The sequence below is a fragment of the Amycolatopsis sp. NPDC051102 genome, assembly GCF_040682815.1.
GTDB lineage: Bacteria > Actinomycetota > Actinomycetes > Mycobacteriales > Pseudonocardiaceae > Amycolatopsis.
On the sequence record NZ_JBFBBT010000003.1, the window covers coordinates 205437 to 222207 of the forward strand.

Annotated in this window: 15 protein-coding genes and 1 tRNA gene; 10 read left to right on the forward strand and 6 right to left on the reverse strand. The window is 66.3% G+C overall.

The genetic code is table 11. The features are described from left to right. Positions 1–29 precede the first annotated feature (29 nt). The 3 genes from dnaG to AB0M93_RS11365 are packed head-to-tail and all read left to right on the forward strand — an operon-like array spanning position 30 to position 3283. Positions 30–1943 (forward strand): DNA primase, encoded by a 1914-nt coding sequence (dnaG, locus tag AB0M93_RS11355; protein ID WP_364271243.1) that lies wholly within the window; start codon positions 30–32, stop codon positions 1941–1943. Position 1944: 1 nt separating this feature from the next. Then, positions 1945–2466: a hypothetical protein gene (locus AB0M93_RS11360; protein ID WP_364271246.1), complete on the forward strand. Its 522-nt coding sequence runs from the start codon at positions 1945–1947 to the stop codon at positions 2464–2466. 49 nt (positions 2467–2515) lie between these two features. Further along, positions 2516–3283 carry a trans-aconitate 2-methyltransferase gene (locus tag AB0M93_RS11365; RefSeq protein ID WP_364271249.1) on the forward strand — a complete coding sequence of 256 codons (768 nt, stop codon included), beginning with the start codon at positions 2516–2518 and terminating at the stop codon, positions 3281–3283. On the opposite strand, the gene AB0M93_RS11370 is transcribed toward AB0M93_RS11365, so the two are convergent. Next, positions 3273–3443: a hypothetical protein gene (locus tag AB0M93_RS11370; protein WP_003097798.1), complete on the reverse strand. Its 171-nt coding sequence runs from the start codon at positions 3441–3443 to the stop codon at positions 3273–3275. The genes AB0M93_RS11365 and AB0M93_RS11370 overlap by 11 nt on opposite strands. Before the next feature lie 167 nt (positions 3444–3610). Between AB0M93_RS11370 and AB0M93_RS11375 the strand changes: the two genes are divergently transcribed. The 7 genes from AB0M93_RS11375 to AB0M93_RS11405 all read left to right on the forward strand — a co-directional run bounded on the left by AB0M93_RS11375 (position 3611) and on the right by AB0M93_RS11405 (position 11039). Then, a tRNA-Asn gene (locus AB0M93_RS11375) sits at positions 3611–3683 on the forward strand. 78 nt (positions 3684–3761) lie between these two features. Further along, on the forward strand, positions 3762–4406 hold the full coding sequence (locus AB0M93_RS11380; protein WP_364271252.1) for a hypothetical protein: 645 nt from the start codon (positions 3762–3764) through the stop codon (positions 4404–4406). A gap of 700 nt (positions 4407–5106) precedes the next feature. Continuing rightward, a complete protein-coding gene (locus tag AB0M93_RS11385; protein ID WP_364271255.1) occupies positions 5107–6459 on the forward strand; it encodes a HEPN domain-containing protein in 1353 nt (450 codons plus the stop codon). Positions 6460–6647: 188 nt separating this feature from the next. Further along, entirely contained in the window at positions 6648–7895 is a 1248-nt protein-coding gene (locus tag AB0M93_RS11390) for an AAA family ATPase (protein ID WP_364271258.1), read from the forward strand. Next, on the forward strand, positions 7892–9268 hold the full coding sequence (locus tag AB0M93_RS11395) for a hypothetical protein (protein WP_364271261.1): 1377 nt from the start codon (positions 7892–7894) through the stop codon (positions 9266–9268). The genes AB0M93_RS11390 and AB0M93_RS11395 overlap by 4 nt, the downstream gene beginning before the upstream one ends. 257 nt (positions 9269–9525) lie before the next feature. Then, positions 9526–10380 (forward strand): hypothetical protein, encoded by an 855-nt coding sequence (locus tag AB0M93_RS11400; protein WP_364271264.1) that lies wholly within the window; start codon positions 9526–9528, stop codon positions 10378–10380. A 56-nt stretch (positions 10381–10436) separates the two neighbouring features. Continuing rightward, entirely contained in the window at positions 10437–11039 is a 603-nt protein-coding gene (locus AB0M93_RS11405; protein WP_364271267.1) for a hypothetical protein, read from the forward strand. 161 nt (positions 11040–11200) lie between these two features. On the opposite strand, the gene AB0M93_RS11410 is transcribed toward AB0M93_RS11405, so the two are convergent. From AB0M93_RS11410 to AB0M93_RS11430, 5 genes are all read right to left on the reverse strand, one after another. Further along, a complete protein-coding gene (locus AB0M93_RS11410) occupies positions 11201–14266 on the reverse strand; it encodes a hypothetical protein (protein ID WP_364271270.1) in 3066 nt (1021 codons plus the stop codon). 184 nt (positions 14267–14450) lie between these two features. Continuing rightward, positions 14451–15668 (reverse strand): site-specific integrase, encoded by a 1218-nt coding sequence (locus AB0M93_RS11415; RefSeq protein ID WP_364271273.1) that lies wholly within the window; start codon positions 15666–15668, stop codon positions 14451–14453. Between the two features lie 71 nt (positions 15669–15739). Then, positions 15740–15925: an excisionase family DNA-binding protein gene (locus AB0M93_RS11420; RefSeq protein ID WP_169524045.1), complete on the reverse strand. Its 186-nt coding sequence runs from the start codon at positions 15923–15925 to the stop codon at positions 15740–15742. Positions 15926–16202: 277 nt separating this feature from the next. Next, a complete protein-coding gene (locus tag AB0M93_RS11425; protein ID WP_364271277.1) occupies positions 16203–16421 on the reverse strand; it encodes a hypothetical protein in 219 nt (72 codons plus the stop codon). Next, entirely contained in the window at positions 16418–16735 is a 318-nt protein-coding gene (locus AB0M93_RS11430; protein WP_364271280.1) for a hypothetical protein, read from the reverse strand. Before AB0M93_RS11430 ends, AB0M93_RS11425 begins: the two co-directional genes overlap by 4 nt. Positions 16736–16771: the final 36 nt, after the last annotated feature.

Consider the following 16771-nt stretch of genomic DNA (forward strand, 5'->3'; position numbering starts at 1 on the left):
GGGAACCGGGCCGGGGAGGCAAGACTAGAGTGGGCGGCGTGGCAGGACGGATTCGGGAGAGCGACATCGCGGAGGTGCGCGAGCGGAACCGGATCGACGAGGTCGTCGGGGAGTACGTGGCGCTGCGCCGCGCCGGTGGGGGCAGCCTGAAGGGCCTCTGCCCGTTCCACAACGAGAAGACCCCGTCGTTCAACGTCCGCCCGACGCACGGCACCTTTCACTGCTTCGGCTGTGGCGAGGGCGGCGACGTGATCAAGTTCGTCCAGAAGATCGACCTGATCTCGTTCGTGGAGGCCGTCGAGCGGCTGGCCGACCGGGTCGGCATCCGGCTCACCTACGAGGGTGGCGGCGCGACGATCCAGCGCGACCGCGGCAGCCGCACCCGGCTGATCGAAGCCCACCGCCTGGCCCAGGAGTTCTACGCCGAGCAGCTGGTCACCGACGAGGCGCGCCCGGCCCGGGACTTCCTGTCCGAGCGCGGGTTCGACGCCGCGATGGCGAAGACGTTCGGTTGCGGGTACGCACCCGGCGGCTGGGACAAGCTGACGAAGTTCCTGCTCAACCGCGGTTTCGAGGTCAAGGAACTGCTCACGGCCGGATTGTCCAAGGAGGGCCAGCGCGGCCCGATGGACCGCTTCCACCGGCGGCTGGTCTGGCCGATCCGCGACGTCGGCAACGACGTCGTCGGCTTCGGCGCGCGGCGGCTGTTCGAAGACGACCGGATCTCGGCGAAGTACCTCAACACCGCCGAATCGCCGATCTACAAGAAGTCGCAGGTCATGTTCGGCCTCGACCTGGCCAAGCGCGAGATCGCGAAGCGGCACCAGGTCGTCGTGGTCGAGGGCTACACCGACGTCATGGCGATGCACGCTTCGGGCGTGCCGACGGCGGTGGCGTCATCGGGCACGGCGTTCGGCGAAGACCACATGAAGGTGCTTCGCCGGCTGATGATGGACGACGACGCCTTCCGCGGCGAAGTGATCTTCACCTTCGACGGCGACGAAGCGGGCCAGAAGGCGGCGCTGAAGGCGTTCGAAGGTGACCAGACGTTCGCCGGCCAGACGTACATCGCGGTGGCGCCGGACGGCATGGACCCCTGCGAGCTGCGCCTGGCCAAGGGCGACAGCGCGGTGAAGGACCTGGTCGCGCGGCGGACCCCGCTGTTCGAGTTCGTCATCCGCAGCACGCTGAAGAACTACGACCTCGACTCGGTCGACGGCCAGGTCGCGGCGCTGCAGAAGACCGTGCCGATGGTGGCGTCGATCAAGGACCGCGCGGCCCGCGACGGCTACGCGTCGAAGCTCGCCTGGTGGGTCGGCTGGCAGGACGTCGCGCAGGTGGTCAACCGCGTCCGCGGTGCCGCGGGCGTGACCGACAAGCGCGGCGGGGCGCCCCTCCGGCAGCCGGCGCGGGCCCAGGCGACGCAGGCCGCGCCCACGCAGGACGTCGCCCGTCCGGCGCCGAAGGACCCGCGGTTCGCCGTGCAGCGCGAGGCGCTGAAAGCGGCGCTGCAGCAGCCCGCGATCGCCGGCCCGGAGTACGACGCCTTGCCGCTGGAGGCGTTCACGCACCCGGTGTACGTCGCGGTGCACGAGGCGGTTCTCAAGGCGGGCGGCGCGGGTTCGGGCCTGACCGGCCCGGCGCTGCTGGACGCGGCGGCCCCGCACTGTCCGGAAGGGACGGTCCGGCGGGTGCTGTCCGAGCTGGCCGTGGAACCGTTGCAGGCCAAGGACGAAGTCGACTCCCGGTACATCTCGTCGATCCTCGCCCGGCTGCAGGAGGGCCTCGTCGGGCGGCAGATCGCGGAGATCAAGGGCAAGCTGCAGCGGCTGTCGCCGGTGGAAGCGCCGGACGACTACCGCGCGTTGTTCGGCGACCTCGTCGCGCTGGAGCAGTACAAGAAGTCGCTGGGCGAGCAGGCGGCCGCCGGCGCGTGGAGCTGAGATGAGCTTCCTGCGCCGGTTGCTGGGCGACCGCACGCCGGACGGATTCGCGGGGTCACTTTCGCCTGGCGAAGAGGTCGTCGACAGCGCCCCGGTCGAGGGCGGCGGCCACCTGGTCGTGACGGCGCTGGGCCTGTGGATCCCGGCCGAGGGTGGCGCCCGGCGCGTCGGCTGGCACCTGATCGGCAAGGCCACCTGGGTGGACGGCGTCTTCACGCTGACGGAGTCGTCGGAGGTGGGCACCGCGGGGTCGGCGGTCGTGCTCGCCGACCGGCCGCCGGTGCGCTTCCGCCTCCCGGCGCCGGGCAAGGTGCCGCGCGAGGCGTACCAGCGCGTCGAGGGCTCGATCCGCTCGCGGCACCGGCAGGAGATCGGTTCCGGCGGAGCGTGGTTCGTCCAGCGCAAGGTGCCGGGCCGCGACGGCACGGTCCTGCAGGTCCGGCCGGACCCGGGCACCGACGGCGCGCTCGTTGAAGCCATCGCCGAGCAGGTCGCCGCGAAGCTGGTCAACCCACCGGAGTAGCAGTACGCTCGTACTCAGTACACGCGTACTGTTTATGCGGGAGGCGACCGTGTGGGATCCGGACAAGTACCTCGACTACGCCGACCTACGGGCCAGGCCGTTTTACGACCTGGTCTCGCGCATCGGGGCCTCGTCGCCGCGCCGCGTCGTCGACCTCGGTTGCGGCCCGGGCAACCTGACGGTCTCTCTGGCCGGCCGCTGGCCCTCGGCGGTCCTGGAATGCAGCGACAGTTCACCCGAAATGGTGGCGGCAGCCCGGGAACGCGGCCTCGACGCGGCGGTGCTCGACGTCCGCGACTGGACACCGGCACCGGACACCGACGTCGTGGTGTCGAACGCGGTCCTGCAGTGGGTGCCGGACCACGCCGACCTGCTGCGGCGCTGGGCCGCGTCGTTGCCTGCGGGCGCGTATCTGGCGGTCCAGGTTCCGGGCAACTTCAACGCGCCGTCGCACGTGCTGACGCGTGAACTGGCGGCGTCCCCGGAGTGGGCGTCCCGCCTGGCGGAGGTGGTGCTGCGCGAGGACGACGCGGTGTCGACCCCGCTGGAGTACGCGAACCTCCTGGCGGACGCGGGCTGCACGGTCGACGCCTGGGAGACGACGTACGTGCAGCCCCTGCGCGGGCCGTCGCCGGTGCTGGAGTGGATCACGGGCACGGCCCTGCGCCCGATCCGCGCAGCACTGCCCGACGCGGAGTGGGAGCAGTTCCGCGCCGCGCTGGCACCGCGCCTGGACGCGGCCTACCCGCCCCGCGCCGACGGCACGACGTGGTTCGAGTTCCGCCGCGTGTTCTTCGTGGCCCGCGTCAGCGCTTGAGCTTCTCCCCGATCTTCGCCCGCGCCACCCCGGCGGCGCCTTGAACCATGGGGTGGTCGACGACCCGGCGGTAGGTGCGCACGAGCTGCTCGTACCGCCCCCGGCCTGCCTTGGCGCCCAGTACGTACCCCAGGCCTGCCCCCAGCAGGAACTTCTTCATCCGCGTCCACGCCTTCCGTCGTTAGGTCGTCCGACTGTCCATTGTCCAGGAAAACCGCCCGCCCGGGGGCGGTTGCGCTAAGTGGGGGGTGGTGTGAAGGGGGCCGTGGGCATGGGCTAAAGTTCTTCTTGTCGGTCGGAGAGACCGGCACCGGAAGTGAGCAACAATCCCCTGTAGCTCAACTGGCAGAGCATTCGGCTGTTAACCGGAGGGTTCTTGGTTCGAGTCCAAGCGGGGGAGCTTTGCAATGAGAAAGCCCAGGCCAGCGGCCTGGGCTTCTCTGCGTTGTGGGGCCGTGGCGCCGGGAGGGAGGATTTAGTGATTAAAAACTCCGGCAAGGTGTCGCCGCTGCGGGCATCAGCACTTCGGCGTTCCGGGCGGCATACTCGCTGCTTCGTACAGGCCCCCCGCGATGCCGCTCGAGCCATGCGGGATGTCCGGATCGATCGTGATCAGCGGGATGCCGAGCTGGTCGACCTGATCCTCCGTCGCAGCAGCGTCGAAGTCGCCGCCGGCGGCGGAGGGGACACCGGCAACAGTGGCCGCCGGCTGGATCGAGCATCCGAGATCGGCCTCAACGAGAGGCTCCTCCCCGGGCTGCTAAGCAATCGGCTGCACCTGGCCAGCATCCAGGACGCCCGGAACCGCCAACGACGTACATTCGGGAAGCGCCGCTCCAGCGGCTACGGACGCGCTCTAGAAGACGTGAACTCCATCCTGGACGGCATCGTCGTCGCGGCGATCAGGGTCGGTGACACGATGACCATCCGCCAGGTCGCCGACCTCGTCAGCGGGCTTCCCGGCCACACCGCGCCGAACCTCATGCGGAGACTCAGCCTTCACCTCGCTCACGCCGCACGCCTGCCGCGGCTGGAAGCACTTCGCGATGTGCACGTGGACGTCCCCCACGACCCCTTGGCGCGGGCGGGGCTGCTATCTCGGCGTGCCGACTACCTCGTGTAAAGGGAGTCGCTGACACGCGGCGTTGTCGACGTGCGCCGTGGTGGGGTGCTGCGAACGTCAACGTTGAAAGCCAGTGAGGCCGGCGAACGACCCGGCATCACACTGCCCGTCCTGCGCCACGGCCAACGCGAAGGTGAGGACCAGGTGCGCGGTCCGGGCTTCCCGGACCGCGGAGTCCACGCCGAGTGACCCACCTGGTGGGCCCTCTCCACGGCACACCCGGTCACTTTCCGCTGGCTCTTGCAGCCCCTGCCCGGCCAGCGTGCGTGATGCAGCTGTCGGGGTTCCGGGCGTCAGCGGGTAGGTCGTGCAGGTGCCGTGGACACCCGCCGTTCCCCAAGCCGACGTCGTGCTGGACGCAGCGTGCATGAGTATCTGCCCGTAGCACCCCCGTGGGTCGTCGACCGTGCAACAAATGTGGAGCGACGAAGGCCTCCGTCGGGGTACGCGGTGCGGAGGCCCGCTCGATCCCTGCGGGGTGCCGGGGCCTGTGGCGTCCGTGGCGGCCTATGGCACCGCACCCGGCTGAGCGGTGGAGACTACGCCGCGCCCGCGAACGACCGCTATTGGCACGTCGGCAACGATTGGGGCACTCGACACGCTGCCCGGGCAACAGTTAAGAGCGTGACGAGCTTACGCAGCGTGGCTAAACTCGACCGGTTCACCAGGTGATGGTTACGTGGGGGAGAGGGCGGGAAGCGTGGCGGATCGAGACGAGCAGCATCTGCTGGGCCGGTTTTGGCTGGCTGGCCATCCGGAGCAGAAGCTGCCGGGTTGGCTGGATGTGTCGGGTCGGAACCCGAAAATCACCCTTGCTGGGCAGCTGACCGCGCCAGTGGAGTGGTCACCCACCGAGGACGGTGGGATGCAGGGAGTGCCGGCACCGGAGTTCCCGGTTGAGCGGTTCACCGTGCACGGGCAGCTTAGCGTCGGCAACCAGCAGAAGGTGACGCTGCTGCAGGCCGACACTTATCCGCTGAACTTCCAGTTGTTCGGGGATCTGGATGCCGAGTCGGAGAACGGCACGCAGGTCTTCGAAGGGCACTGGCTGATCCGCGGCGCGCACATCGAGCCAGCCGATAAGATCCTCAAGGCGATGGTGCGGTTCACCTACATCGACGAGTGGGCTGCGCGGCACGGCCTCACGAAGTACCAGCCGTCGTTTGCCGCCGGCAAGCCGGTGGAGGTGTCCTACCAGGAACCGGAATCCCTGGAGGCGCCGATCCCGGGCGGCCTAGGGAAGCTCCATCTGGGACACTATCGGCAGCCGACGTCTCCGACTTCAGTGGGGCTCGAGATCCGGCACGAGACGTGGTTGCGGATCGATGCGGAAGCCGCCTCGCTGGATGCGCTCCACAGCGAGTTCGTCGCGCCGGTGCTGAACCTGGCGTCGGTGATGCTGGATCGCTCTTGCAAGATCACCCAGCTGCGGGTGGCGACGGAGAACTCCGAACTCTACGACCCGGTGTATCACCCGACGATCCGCGCAGACCGACCGGTGAGGCCGATCGAACCTGGCTACTCGTACTTACGTCTCCCGGATATCGACTTCGCGACAGTGGCGAACGCGGTTGTGGCCTTTCGGGACATCGACCCGATCCCGTCGATCTTGGTGAGCACCTTCGAACGCGACTCGGGACGCTTCTTGGAGACCGACTTGCTCGAATTGGCGGCGTGCGCGGAAGGGCTCGACCTCCGACTGCACAAGACCGGTGACAAGACCTACCGGCAACGCCTGGAGCGCTTGATCGCGTACACAAAGGACTGTGTGCCGGAAGCTGCAGGGGTGGCAGTGAAGTGGGCCGGGAGCCTGGTGAACGCCCGCAACGACTACGCGCACCTGCTCCCCGGCCCACGGAACACTTGGAAGACGAACCTCGTGCTATGGGAGTCGCTGAAGTGGATCCTCGGCGCGGCCATCCTGCTGCACGCGGGGGTCGATGCTGAGGTGATCAAGGAGGGCCTCAAGCGTCACGAAAGTTACGCGTTCTTCGTGCGCAAGGCAAAGAACTACGCGCCCGACATCTATAGCGAGCCGGTGTCGGCGCAGTGACAGCGCGACGACGGGCCGGGGCGTGAGAGAACTGGATCAGCGCCCGCGGTCTGAGGCACGGCCAGCGCGGACCTGGCGCTGCGGTTCGAACAGCCTCGGATTGTCGCCTGTCGCGAATCGAAGGCGCACGAGCGCGGACAGAATTCTGCGGGCTGTGCGGCGCTCTATAGGGGAAGGTGGGCGTCACCATGCCTGACGGCTACACCTTGGAAGAGTCGGTCGGGCGGGTCGACCACGTCGACGGTGGCGTCATCTACGTCCGCTTTCCCGCCGGAACCGTGTTGTCGTTACGCGAAGATGAAGACGAGGAGGAGCGTGACAAGCTCGCGGCCGGCGACACCGTTCTCGTCCATCTTCAATCGGGCGAGGTGACGAAAGCACCGAGTGCTCTGTGGGTCGAGAAGCCTTGGATCGGCACAGTGGCCGAGCTGCTCGACGGTGGTGAAGCGATCATCGACGTGAGCGGGGTCCTGCTGGTGTTCCCCATCACGCCAGGGGTTGCTGTCAAAGTGGGCTACACCGTCGAAGGCACTCACTTCGACGGGGTGCGGAGAGTTCTGGTCGAGAAACCAGTCCGCCGCGTCCACGAGCTCGCTGAGATGCAGAGCGACGTCAGTCAGTACCGGTTTGAGCCCGATGACGCGCCCACCTACGACGACTTCGGCGGCTACGCCGCGCTCAAGGAGCGGATCAACGAGCTTATCGAGCTGCCGTTGCTGCATCGAGACAAGCTGTTGAAGATCAACGCGCCCACGGCGCGCGGGGTGTTGTTCACCGGCCCGTCGGGCACGGGCAAGACCATGCTCGGGCGGATCATCGCAGGACAAGCCCACGCGATGTTGTATCTGGTCAGCGGACCGGAGATCGTCGGGAAGTATCTCGGGGACAGCGAAAAACTCGTCCGCGACATCTTCAACGACGCTGAGCAGCATCAGCCAGCGATCATTTTCTTCGACGAGATCGACAGCCTCGCCCCACAACGCGGTGATGACACCCATGAAGCCTCGCGCAGGCTGGTCGGGCAACTGCTCACCAAGATGGACGGCTACAACAAGAGAACTAACGTGATGGTGATCGCGACAACCAACCGTCCTGAAGACATCGACGACGCGTTGCGCCGACCGGGGCGGTTCGACTGGCAGGTGGTCTTCACGCTTCCCGATCGCGATGACAGGGAAGACATCCTGCGAAAGAGTGTCCGCGAGATGAACGTAGAAGGCGACCTGCCGCACGGCCTCATCGCGGACCGGACCGAAGGATGGAGCCCGGCGGAACTTGCCGGCATCCGGAGTGAGGCGGCACTGTTCGCGATCAAAGACGACCGCGACGCGGTCACAGTCGAGGACTACCTAGCAGGGTTCGAACTGGCGGCCAACCAGCGTGAGACGGTCGCAGCCACGAAGAAAACCAGCTCCACGTCGAAGGAGTCGCAATGAAGTGGCCGTGGCCCCGGAAACGCGAGCACGAGTTGGCTGTTCCTGAGCGCAGAGTCTCTGAAGCGGTACGGCGTCGCGAATTTGTGTATCTCGATGAGGTGAGCGTCGTCAGCTTGCTCGCTGCGCGAGCGGGGACGATCCCCGAGACGTTCACCGACAGTGCCGGGTTGAACTCCAAAGCCGAGCTCACTGCGCAGGCTGAGGTCGGTGTTGCCCCGTTGAAGAGCAAGGTTTCTGGTCGTTTTGAATCGGCGCGCAGTGTCAACTCGCAGGTGGTTAGCAAGGCGATTGTTCAGACACTTTTTCATGAGCTGTTCGAGCATGAACACGAAGAGATGGCGCTGCGGTCGAGCGAAGCTAAAGCGGTGCTCCCTACCGTGGATGCGTTGCGTTCTCAGTTGGAATCGCCGCAGCTCGATGATGAGCGGTCTGATTGGGTTGTGCCCGCCGCATCGTTGCGTCGGGGCGACCTGATTGAAGTTGAGGTCGAACTCGAAGCGGAAGAGATGTTCCGGCTCAGTGCGGCGTTCGCGACGTTCATCGAAGTTGCCGAAGAAGCTGAAGAGCTGCGCGCGCAGATCAAAGCAGGACAGTTTGAGCAAGTCTCGGGCATGGCCAAGGTTGTCGAAACAATGATGGCCGGTCTGATCCCTTTGAAATGTCGACTCGTCGACTATGGGATGGTGAACGCTGCGGCGGGCTTGATGATCGTTCATCGAGATGTCGCCGCCGCGTTGGGACTCGGTGGGATGGAGCCGTTGTATCTGGTCGGACATACGGAAAAAGACTTGTACTGGAAGGATATTCGCAGGCTGTTGTTCAGCAAGTCTCGCTTCCATGTTCTGTGTCGAGTCAGCAATGAAGGAGGTTTGCGGGATCGGTGGAACCCTATGAAAGCCGCTGACGCGCTCATGCGCATAGCACCCGGGGTTGGCTACAGCATGTCCCAGTTCAGCACGCTGTCGGCGGCGGCGTTCGCCGGCAGTTCGACTGTGCCCACGCCGATCGAGGATAGAAAAGCTAGCGCATTGGTGCGTTACGGTTTCCTGCTTGCGGAAACGTCGGCGACTACGCTTTCTGGCCTGGATCAGGCTAATCTTCGTTTGCTCGGAGTTCAGCATGCTGCTGCGTTCGTGTCGGCGAGCACCATTCGTGACGCGTTTCTCCCAATCCAAGCGTTCATCGAGCGCTGTGCCGGGAAGGCACTAGACGCTTCCGGCCTGGTGGCGCTGCGCAGGCAAGCATGCGCGGACGCAGGTTTGAATGTGGATGGAACTTTCATCGAGTCGCAGGCGGTGGCAGTGTCACCGTCGAAGGAAGGTAAGCGTTCTGAGAGGTTGTTGGAGACGGAAACCATTGCGATCTACTGGTGAGATTACAGCCCGGCATGAGCGTTTCGGCGCGCTAGAAAAGCTTGAAGCGTCTGACCTTCTAGGGTGTTAAGAGTGACTTGTGTTCCGCGGACTCTAACAGGCGTCAGAATCTGTCCGATGTCTTGATGTGTGCAGGGCCATGGTTGCTGAGCTCAAGCCCAATGCGAAGCTCGTATATTCGCCTGGTTCCGTCGTCGAACTTATCTCCCGCCTGACCGTTTGCTCTATAACTCTGGCGTCGGATAGAATTGGATCTCATGGATACGGCGTACGTTGACTTCTGGGATGAGCTGTCCTGGTCGGGCAACCTCACTATGCTCACGGCAGTGGATCTTCACCAGCCTGACGTCGAGGGTGGCGGAACGGCAGCGTTGCCGTTCACTGTGGCCGTTAAGGACGCGGCGCCGCCGACTAAGTACTGGGTGAAGGCGTTGGAGGGTCCTGAGGGTCCGTTCGCGCTCGTCGCCGAGGCAATCGTCAGCCGCCTAGGAAAGCTCACGGGAGCGCCAGTATGCGAAACAGCCTTCATCGATGTCAGCGCGTTTGCCGGTCAAATCATCGCGCCGGGGCATAGGTCGCAATACCGGTTGTCGCATCCCGTGGCTTACGGCTCGCGCGACATCCCAGACGCGACTGCTCGCCTCACGATCGGGTACCGAACAGTTGGAGACAACCTCGCGCGCCTGGCTCGCGAGTATGTGCTGCACGAATGGTGCCTGGGCGGAGATGACCAGTGGCTGACCGATCCAGCTGATCGCCGTACGTACAGCCACGACCACGGACGTTGGTTGAATAGAAGCACCTTGCGACGAAGAGACGTGCCGACCTGGTCCGCATCTACGCTAGATAAAGAACTTGAAACGCATAGGGGCAACGGCCATCGCGAGAACGCGATTGAGGTCAGAGACGTCCGGGAAGCCGCGGCGCAGGCAGCGGCCGTCGGTCGCACCGACCTCGTCGCAGTTCTTGACCCGATCGTGACCGCTTGGGGCGACGCCGGCATCACCTTTCCTGACGGGCTTTCGTTGGAGGCGACGATGCGTCGCGTCGGACGCTGGCTGGAGAAGCGCCGCGACATCATAACTGACCGGTTGAGGGAGTACTCCCGCTAGTTGTAACGGCAGTTAGACAGGGAGCGGTCGCGGAGTTGTAATGGTTCGCCCCGCTCATGGAACACGTGACCGAGGGCTGGTCGCTCGAGGCTGCCGTGCTCGTCGAAGTCGCCTCCACCGCGCTGGGGCTGCGGCTGCTCTGCGTCGTCTGTACAACGCCCGGTGTCGTTGACGCCATCGCCGCCGAGATCGACGAAACGGCCGCACCACGGCTGCTGACGGTGACGGCCCAGGCGGCGGCGCACGTCGTCGTCCAACCTCAGGTCGGCGACGCCCTGACGTCGCTGCGCATGCGTCATGGTGGGCTGCTGGTCGCCGCGGTCCGAGTTGTGCCCAGTATCGAGCCGCCCGCCCCGCTGCTGCGCGCACTCGGCCAGGCAGCCACCTCGACTGCCACCAGCACCGCCACGCTGCTCATGCTGAGGGACGCGGTGCCGTTCCGGACGAACATTCTCGCCGACGTCGCTGCCGACCTTGCCGAGACGATCGTCGGCCGGCAGCGCCCGGTCTTCCACGCACCCTACGTGCGCTGGCGGCTGGTCGACCACGCCGCGCTCGGGAGCGTGCTGCCCCGGGACACCGGCGGGCACGTACGGGCCCTGTTGGGGTTGCCCGCCACCGACGCGCCGGCGAAGGCCGTCTGCCTAGGCGCGCATTGAGCCCTTCCTCGGTGATGCCGATCTGCCCTCTCGCACTCTCGGCCTGCGGTTCTTTCAGTTCGCCATCGGAGCGGCGAGCGCGGTGGAACCTGTGCTCAGGTGGCGGTCGACGGCGAATCGTGTCTCGCAGTGGTGAAGTCTGGCCGCCGTCGACCGGCGCTTTACCTCGATGGCTGTTCGAGCAGTCGGCGGACGCTGTGCCGCGGATCGGAACCGAGGACTGCCCTGACTCGTTCGATGGATTCGCTGTGATGAGCTTCGTGGACCGCCCGGGCGAGTGAGCGCCGGACTCGCTGGTCCGGGTCGTGGGCCAGGAGCAGTCCCACGGTGGCTTCGGAGGGTGTGCTGTCCGGCCATGTCACCGCTGCGAGGGAACGGGCAGCCCAGTCCTGGTGCACCGCCAAGAGCGGCACATCTCGGAGTAGCTCGCCTGGGCCGAGGATCTGCAGCGCTTGCACGGCGCGGTACCCGGCGTTCCGCCCCAGCCCCAGCAGACCGAGCGCGCAGGTGCGGACCCGTGCCTTCTGTTCGTCGGTGCGGGCGAGCGCTGCTGCCAGGACCACGGCGTACGGACGGGTGTCGGTGATCGCGCCGGATGACCGGAACATCCCGAGCGGGTGATTGCCGAGGCGGTCGGCCAGATCGGCGTTCGAGGGTTCCGGATCGCCGGCCCGAAGCAGCGCTTCGGCGAAGAGGCTTTCGACGTCTTCCAAGTCCGCGGACAAGTGGGCCGCGGCCAGGTAGTAGTCGGCACGGTTGCTGCCGGGCTCATACGGCGAGGCGGCTCGGTCGAGCTGCGCCTGTACCAGCACGGCCCGTTCGTCCGGAGGCAAGCGCTCGGCCAGAAGTGACTGCCGCACGGCGGCCGTGCCCACGCTCATCACCAGCGCGGTGTTGCGTGACGGTTTCTTCAACTGCTCGGCGGCGGCGCGCGCGTCGGCGAGCTGAGCCTCCGACGGCTTGTCTGTGATCAGGGCGAGCAGCACGCCGGCGAATCGGTTGTCCTGCGCCGCTAGCTCGGTCAGGCGAGCGCGGAAGAGGTCTGGGTAACTGGTGACCAGGTCGCCGGCTTCTTCCTCGACCTTGTTGGCGGCCCCGGAAGTGGGTTCGGCGAGCAGGCCCAGCAGTTGCTCGATCGCTTCCCCACGCAGCGAAGCATGCGCCGAGGCGATCGCGACGCACGCGCGGACGTGATCGTCATCGGTGTACCGGTACCGGTTCTTCTCGCGTGGCACGTACGGCCGGAGATAGGCGAGGAGCCGCGCGGTCTGCTCGGCCGGGAAGCGCCCGGCCAGGGCCGAAACGGCTTTCAAGGCGTCTAGCTCCAGAGACGGAGAGAAGAGCGGAGTGTCCCGCAGCCGACCGGCACGTACCTCGGCGAGGGCGTCGAGTGCGATGCCAGCAACCTCGTCGACGTCATCGTCGGGTACTAGGTCGGCCTGAGCAGCGAGCAGCAGGAAAGCCGTGGCTGATACCCAATACGCCGGTGTGGTCAACCGGGACCGCACATCGAGGAATCGATCGCCGGCATCTTCTGCCAGCTTCTTGACTGCACCGGCTTGGCCGGCCGAAATCACCAGAGCTGCTGCGAGATCGGGTTCGCCGGCCTCTCGGTACGTGTCAGCGAGCAGCCCCCGGACGTAGTTGACTTCTCCCCAGTACCCCTTGGAATGCGCAAAGCGCAGCCAGCTTCGCAGCCGCGGCGCGGCCACATGGGGTTTGTCCTGGGCCAATGCCTGGAGAGCCCGGACTTCGACCCGAGGTGCCGGAGACGTGCCGGCGGCGTCGCCGGCCTGCCGAAGGCTCTTGACCAGCTTGGGAAAGTCGCCGAGATCCGCTTCCAGGCCCCGGTGCCGTGAGTGGAGGCACCGGCGCGAATGAACCCACTGAGCGGCGGCGGTGTTGCGGCCGTCCAGGCAAGCCTGCTCGATTGCCTCCTCCCAGGACTCGTCCGCCGCGGCGAAGGCACCGCGTTCGGCGTGGTGCATTGCGTATCGGGCCAGGATCATCGCCGCCGTGCCACGGGTGAGGCGGCGGCGACGTGCCCGATCCAGCAGTTCCGTCCATTCCCCGGTGGCGTCGGCGATCTCGATGCGGAGCCGGTGGACAAGCCCGTCCGCGTCGGTGCCGGGCACGGCGTCGGCGCATCGCTTTAGCAGATCGGCGTTCTCGCGGGTCCACGTGCCGGGGAAGTCGATGGCAGCGGTCTCGGCCGTCAGCAAGGCGAGTCGCGCGGTTTCCTCCGGCGCCTCGGCGAACCATGTCTCGGCGAATTCGACCGCGGGTAGCCCGAGCGGATGGCGCTCGACTCGGATCGCTGCCTCGGCGATCGCGTAGATGGCAAGGCCGCCCGCGGCTTCGCTCACGCGGTGCAGGGAATGCGCGATTTCCCCCGCTTCGTCCCGGTCGTAACTGTCCAGAGCCTGCCAGAATCGTCGACTCAGTAGCGCCGCGGCTGTTTCATGGTCGCCCGCGGCCGACAGCAGTTCAGCCCGGCGGCGAGTCAGCACGGCGGCGTGCGCTCCGAAACTCCCGTCGGCCAGCAAGGCTTCGGCGAGCTGCAGCTCCCGGGCCGCGCCGCGCGGATCTTCCGCCTCCATCCGGGCGGCTTCGCCGAGGTGCCGATCCGCGCCGACCGCCGACGCCGGACCTCGCATCAACGCGTCCGCCATCCCGATCCGGTCGGCGGCTGGCGCGAGGACGACCGGAGGCGGAGCGTGGTAACAGAACAACTCAGCTGTTGCATCGCCGAAGAACTCCGTGACGATGTCGCGGCGGCCGCGCAGATCGTCGCCGATACTGCGGCGATCCCACAACTCGATCTCGAGGTCGTCGTGGTCTTGGCTGAACCGGTACAGCTCGTCGGCGACCTCGGTCCGATCCACGTGACAGCCCGCAGCGACGATCAGCCGTTCGACCTCGAACGGCAGCTTCGACCGCTCGGTGAGGAACTTCGTCACCGCGTCGGCCAGATCCCTCTTGGTGAACCGAACGTACTTCTTGCCCTGGATCGCCTCACCCATGTCGTCGGCGTTCCGCCCGATGATGTCGATGCCGTACTGTGCTTGTCCCCGGGTCCCGTAGAGCTGCACCTGCCGCAGGCCGCGAACCTCCCGTGCCATCCGGCGCAGGAGAAGTTCGAAGCTCTCCCAGGGCATCTCGTGAGTCGGCAAGTCGGCGAGCCGGGGGGCCAGCGTGGCGGGAGTGATCTCTACCGGACGATCCATGACCGAAGTCTGCAGCTTAGGTGCCGGATCCGCTGGCCTCCGCGGAGCGGATAACCGTGGAGAGGGTTCTTGATTCGAGTCCAAGCGGGGAGCTTCGCAATGAGAAAGCCCAGGCCAGCGGCCGGGCTTCTCTGCGTTGTGGGGCCGTGGCGCCTGGAGGGAGAATTTAGTGATTAAAACTGCGTCACGGTGTCGTCGCTGCGGGCATCATCGCCTCCAGCGCAGCGGCGTTCCCCATGTTGGCTACTCGCTGCTTCCGGTAGTGGCGCTCCGCAACTGCTGGGGTGTTGCCGAGCTGGTCGGCGATGGCCGTGATCGGCAGGTCAGCTTCGTCGAGCACGGTGCCGACCGTCTTCCTGAACACGTGGCTGGTCACCCACTCGTAGCCGACCGCGGTCACTGCCTCGGTCAGGCGGTTGATCACGTTCGAGGGGTCGAGGAGTTCGCCGGTAAACGAGGCGAACAGGGCGCCGTCGCCAGCGGCGTCCTTACGACGCTGCCACATGGGCACCGACCACTGCGGCACCGCGAGCAGCAGGCCACCGACGTTCCCCTTACGAAGCTCGCGCCTCTCGAGCCCGACACCGGACACGCGGACGACGTGGTGAGTCACCGCGACGGTGGGCGCCGCCGGCTCGACGTCAGGTCCGAGGATGGCGAGTACCTCCCCGATCCGCGCTCCGCTCGACAGCATGGCCTCCATGAGATCCGGCAGATCGAGCCAGATCCGACCGCGTGCCCCCAGCGACCGTCCGCAGGCGTCGACCTGCCGCGTCGGCGCGTAGGCGCGCAGCTTCGCCAGGAGGTCGGCACGCTGCGGGGCAGACAACGTCACGACTTCCTTCTGCTTGCCCCGCGACATGCGCCCGACCGAGCGAATGGGGTTCGCATCCATGCCGCCATGGCGCACGGCAAAATCGCAGGCGCCCGAGAGGGCTGCCTTGACGGTCTTGGCGGTGTCATAGCTCGCCTTAGCGCGTGCCTTTTTGACTACCTTGTCGCATCGGGTGACGAGGACTTCGCGGCATCGCAGTTGGCCGAGTGAGGGGAGCGCCCAGTTTTTGAGGGCTCGCCGGTACAGGCTGACGGTGGTGGGGGACAGGTTGCCCAATTCTGCCTCCTGAGCGATCTCTTCGAGCCACAGTTCAACCACATGGTGAAAACGTGTGTCTTTGTCGATGTCGCCGTCCTGGGTTTCGGTTGCCAGTTCGCGTAGCGCTTCTTTCAGGCGGACCGTTGCCTGCCCTTTCGTGGGTGCCTGCCGGCGAACGAGGCGAAGCGATCCGTCTGCCATTCTGAAGTACGCGCTCGCGCGATGACGCACCTTGCCAGCTCGGGTCGGAGGCAACTGCTCGACGTTGATGACGCCGTATGTGCCTACCGGTGTTGCTGGTCGCCCCATGATGCCGACTCCGTCGCTGGAAAGATGAGGTGATTGCGGCTATTTCGCATTTTCGATTTGCGCAATCGATGTTAGGGCAACTCTTGTGTGCGCAGAAAATTTTCTATTTCAAAATCGGGAATCAGGTAGTAGCGTCCGGCTGTGACGGCGCCGAGCTTCTTCTTGTGGATCAGGTCAAGCACAGTCTCGTAGGGAATTCCCAGCTGCGCGGCTACTTCCTTGGGTGTCCATGCTCGTCGTGGCAGTGACTCGGTCATCTTCGTTGTCCTTACAGGGTTGAAATTGAGCTTCGCTGTTGGATTTCTGGCGCGCTCTTGGGCCGCCCCTGTCGGGGCTGCCGGTTGCGACGGGGCGCAGGTGCTGCGTGGTCGGGATCGGCGCGCTGACGGTCGCCGGCGGTGCGCAGAACCCCATCTGTGGACCGGTCGTGGTGCTGCGACGTACCGACGCCGGTTCTGCCTCCGATCGGACCGCACCCCGGAGCGGCCGTGACGCAGCACCAGCCATGGCAAGTCACCCGTTGGTGAGGAGCTGTCATCCCGGCGCCTGGCGCCCGGGGTTGGCCGGACTGCCACGAAGCTCTGACTGCTGAACGGGATAGCCCTCCCGTCGGAGTTCGTCGTTGACTTCACGCTGCAGAGCGGTGATGACGTCGATCGTCAATTCGTCCGGATGGTAGGTGGCCGACGCTGCGAGACCCGACCAGAGGAGCTCATGCCCCGCGTCCGTGGCTGAGCGCAGCATCCCGGTCATGCCGCACGCTCCTCGCTGACCGGGGTGCCGGATCGGCACGACCACGGCGAGCAGCCATCAGGATCGTCCTCCTCCACCGCCTTGGCGGAGACCAGCCGCAGGTGCCGCTTTCCGACAGCAGGCGGGTCGAGGTCGACTTCGTCGAGCGGCCGGCACGACCGGTGCAGGAAGTACTGCCCGCGCAACTCCTGGCCCTGCTTGGTGGCGTGCGGGTAGCCGTCGCGGATGGCGCGATCGAACTCGACCGCCTCGGCCCAGCCGTCGGGGTCGTGTCGCGGAGCCAGCGCCAGCCCGCGTTGCCGTGGAACGGGCACCCGACTTCCCTGCCGACTCCAACTGTGTTGCGAAAC

What these genes read in the sequence shown, in the direction of transcription:
- AB0M93_RS11360 (WP_364271246.1), top strand. Translation starts at nt 1,945, where the DNA reads ATGAGCTTCCTGCGCCGGTTGCTGGGCGACCGCACGCCGGACGGATTC.
- AB0M93_RS11370 (WP_003097798.1), bottom strand. Translation starts at nt 3,443, where the DNA reads ATGAAGAAGTTCCTGCTGGGGGCAGGCCTGGGGTACGTACTGGGCGCC.
- AB0M93_RS11390 (WP_364271258.1), top strand. Translation starts at nt 6,648, where the DNA reads ATGCCTGACGGCTACACCTTGGAAGAGTCGGTCGGGCGGGTCGACCAC.
- AB0M93_RS11395 (WP_364271261.1), top strand. Translation starts at nt 7,892, where the DNA reads ATGAAGTGGCCGTGGCCCCGGAAACGCGAGCACGAGTTGGCTGTTCCT.
- AB0M93_RS11400 (WP_364271264.1), top strand. Translation starts at nt 9,526, where the DNA reads ATGGATACGGCGTACGTTGACTTCTGGGATGAGCTGTCCTGGTCGGGC.
- AB0M93_RS11405 (WP_364271267.1), top strand. Translation starts at nt 10,437, where the DNA reads ATGGAACACGTGACCGAGGGCTGGTCGCTCGAGGCTGCCGTGCTCGTC.
- AB0M93_RS11410 (WP_364271270.1), bottom strand. Translation starts at nt 14,266, where the DNA reads ATGGATCGTCCGGTAGAGATCACTCCCGCCACGCTGGCCCCCCGGCTC.
- AB0M93_RS11415 (WP_364271273.1), bottom strand. Translation starts at nt 15,668, where the DNA reads ATGGGGCGACCAGCAACACCGGTAGGCACATACGGCGTCATCAACGTC.
- AB0M93_RS11420 (WP_169524045.1), bottom strand. Translation starts at nt 15,925, where the DNA reads ATGACCGAGTCACTGCCACGACGAGCATGGACACCCAAGGAAGTAGCC.
- AB0M93_RS11425 (WP_364271277.1), bottom strand. Translation starts at nt 16,421, where the DNA reads ATGACCGGGATGCTGCGCTCAGCCACGGACGCGGGGCATGAGCTCCTC.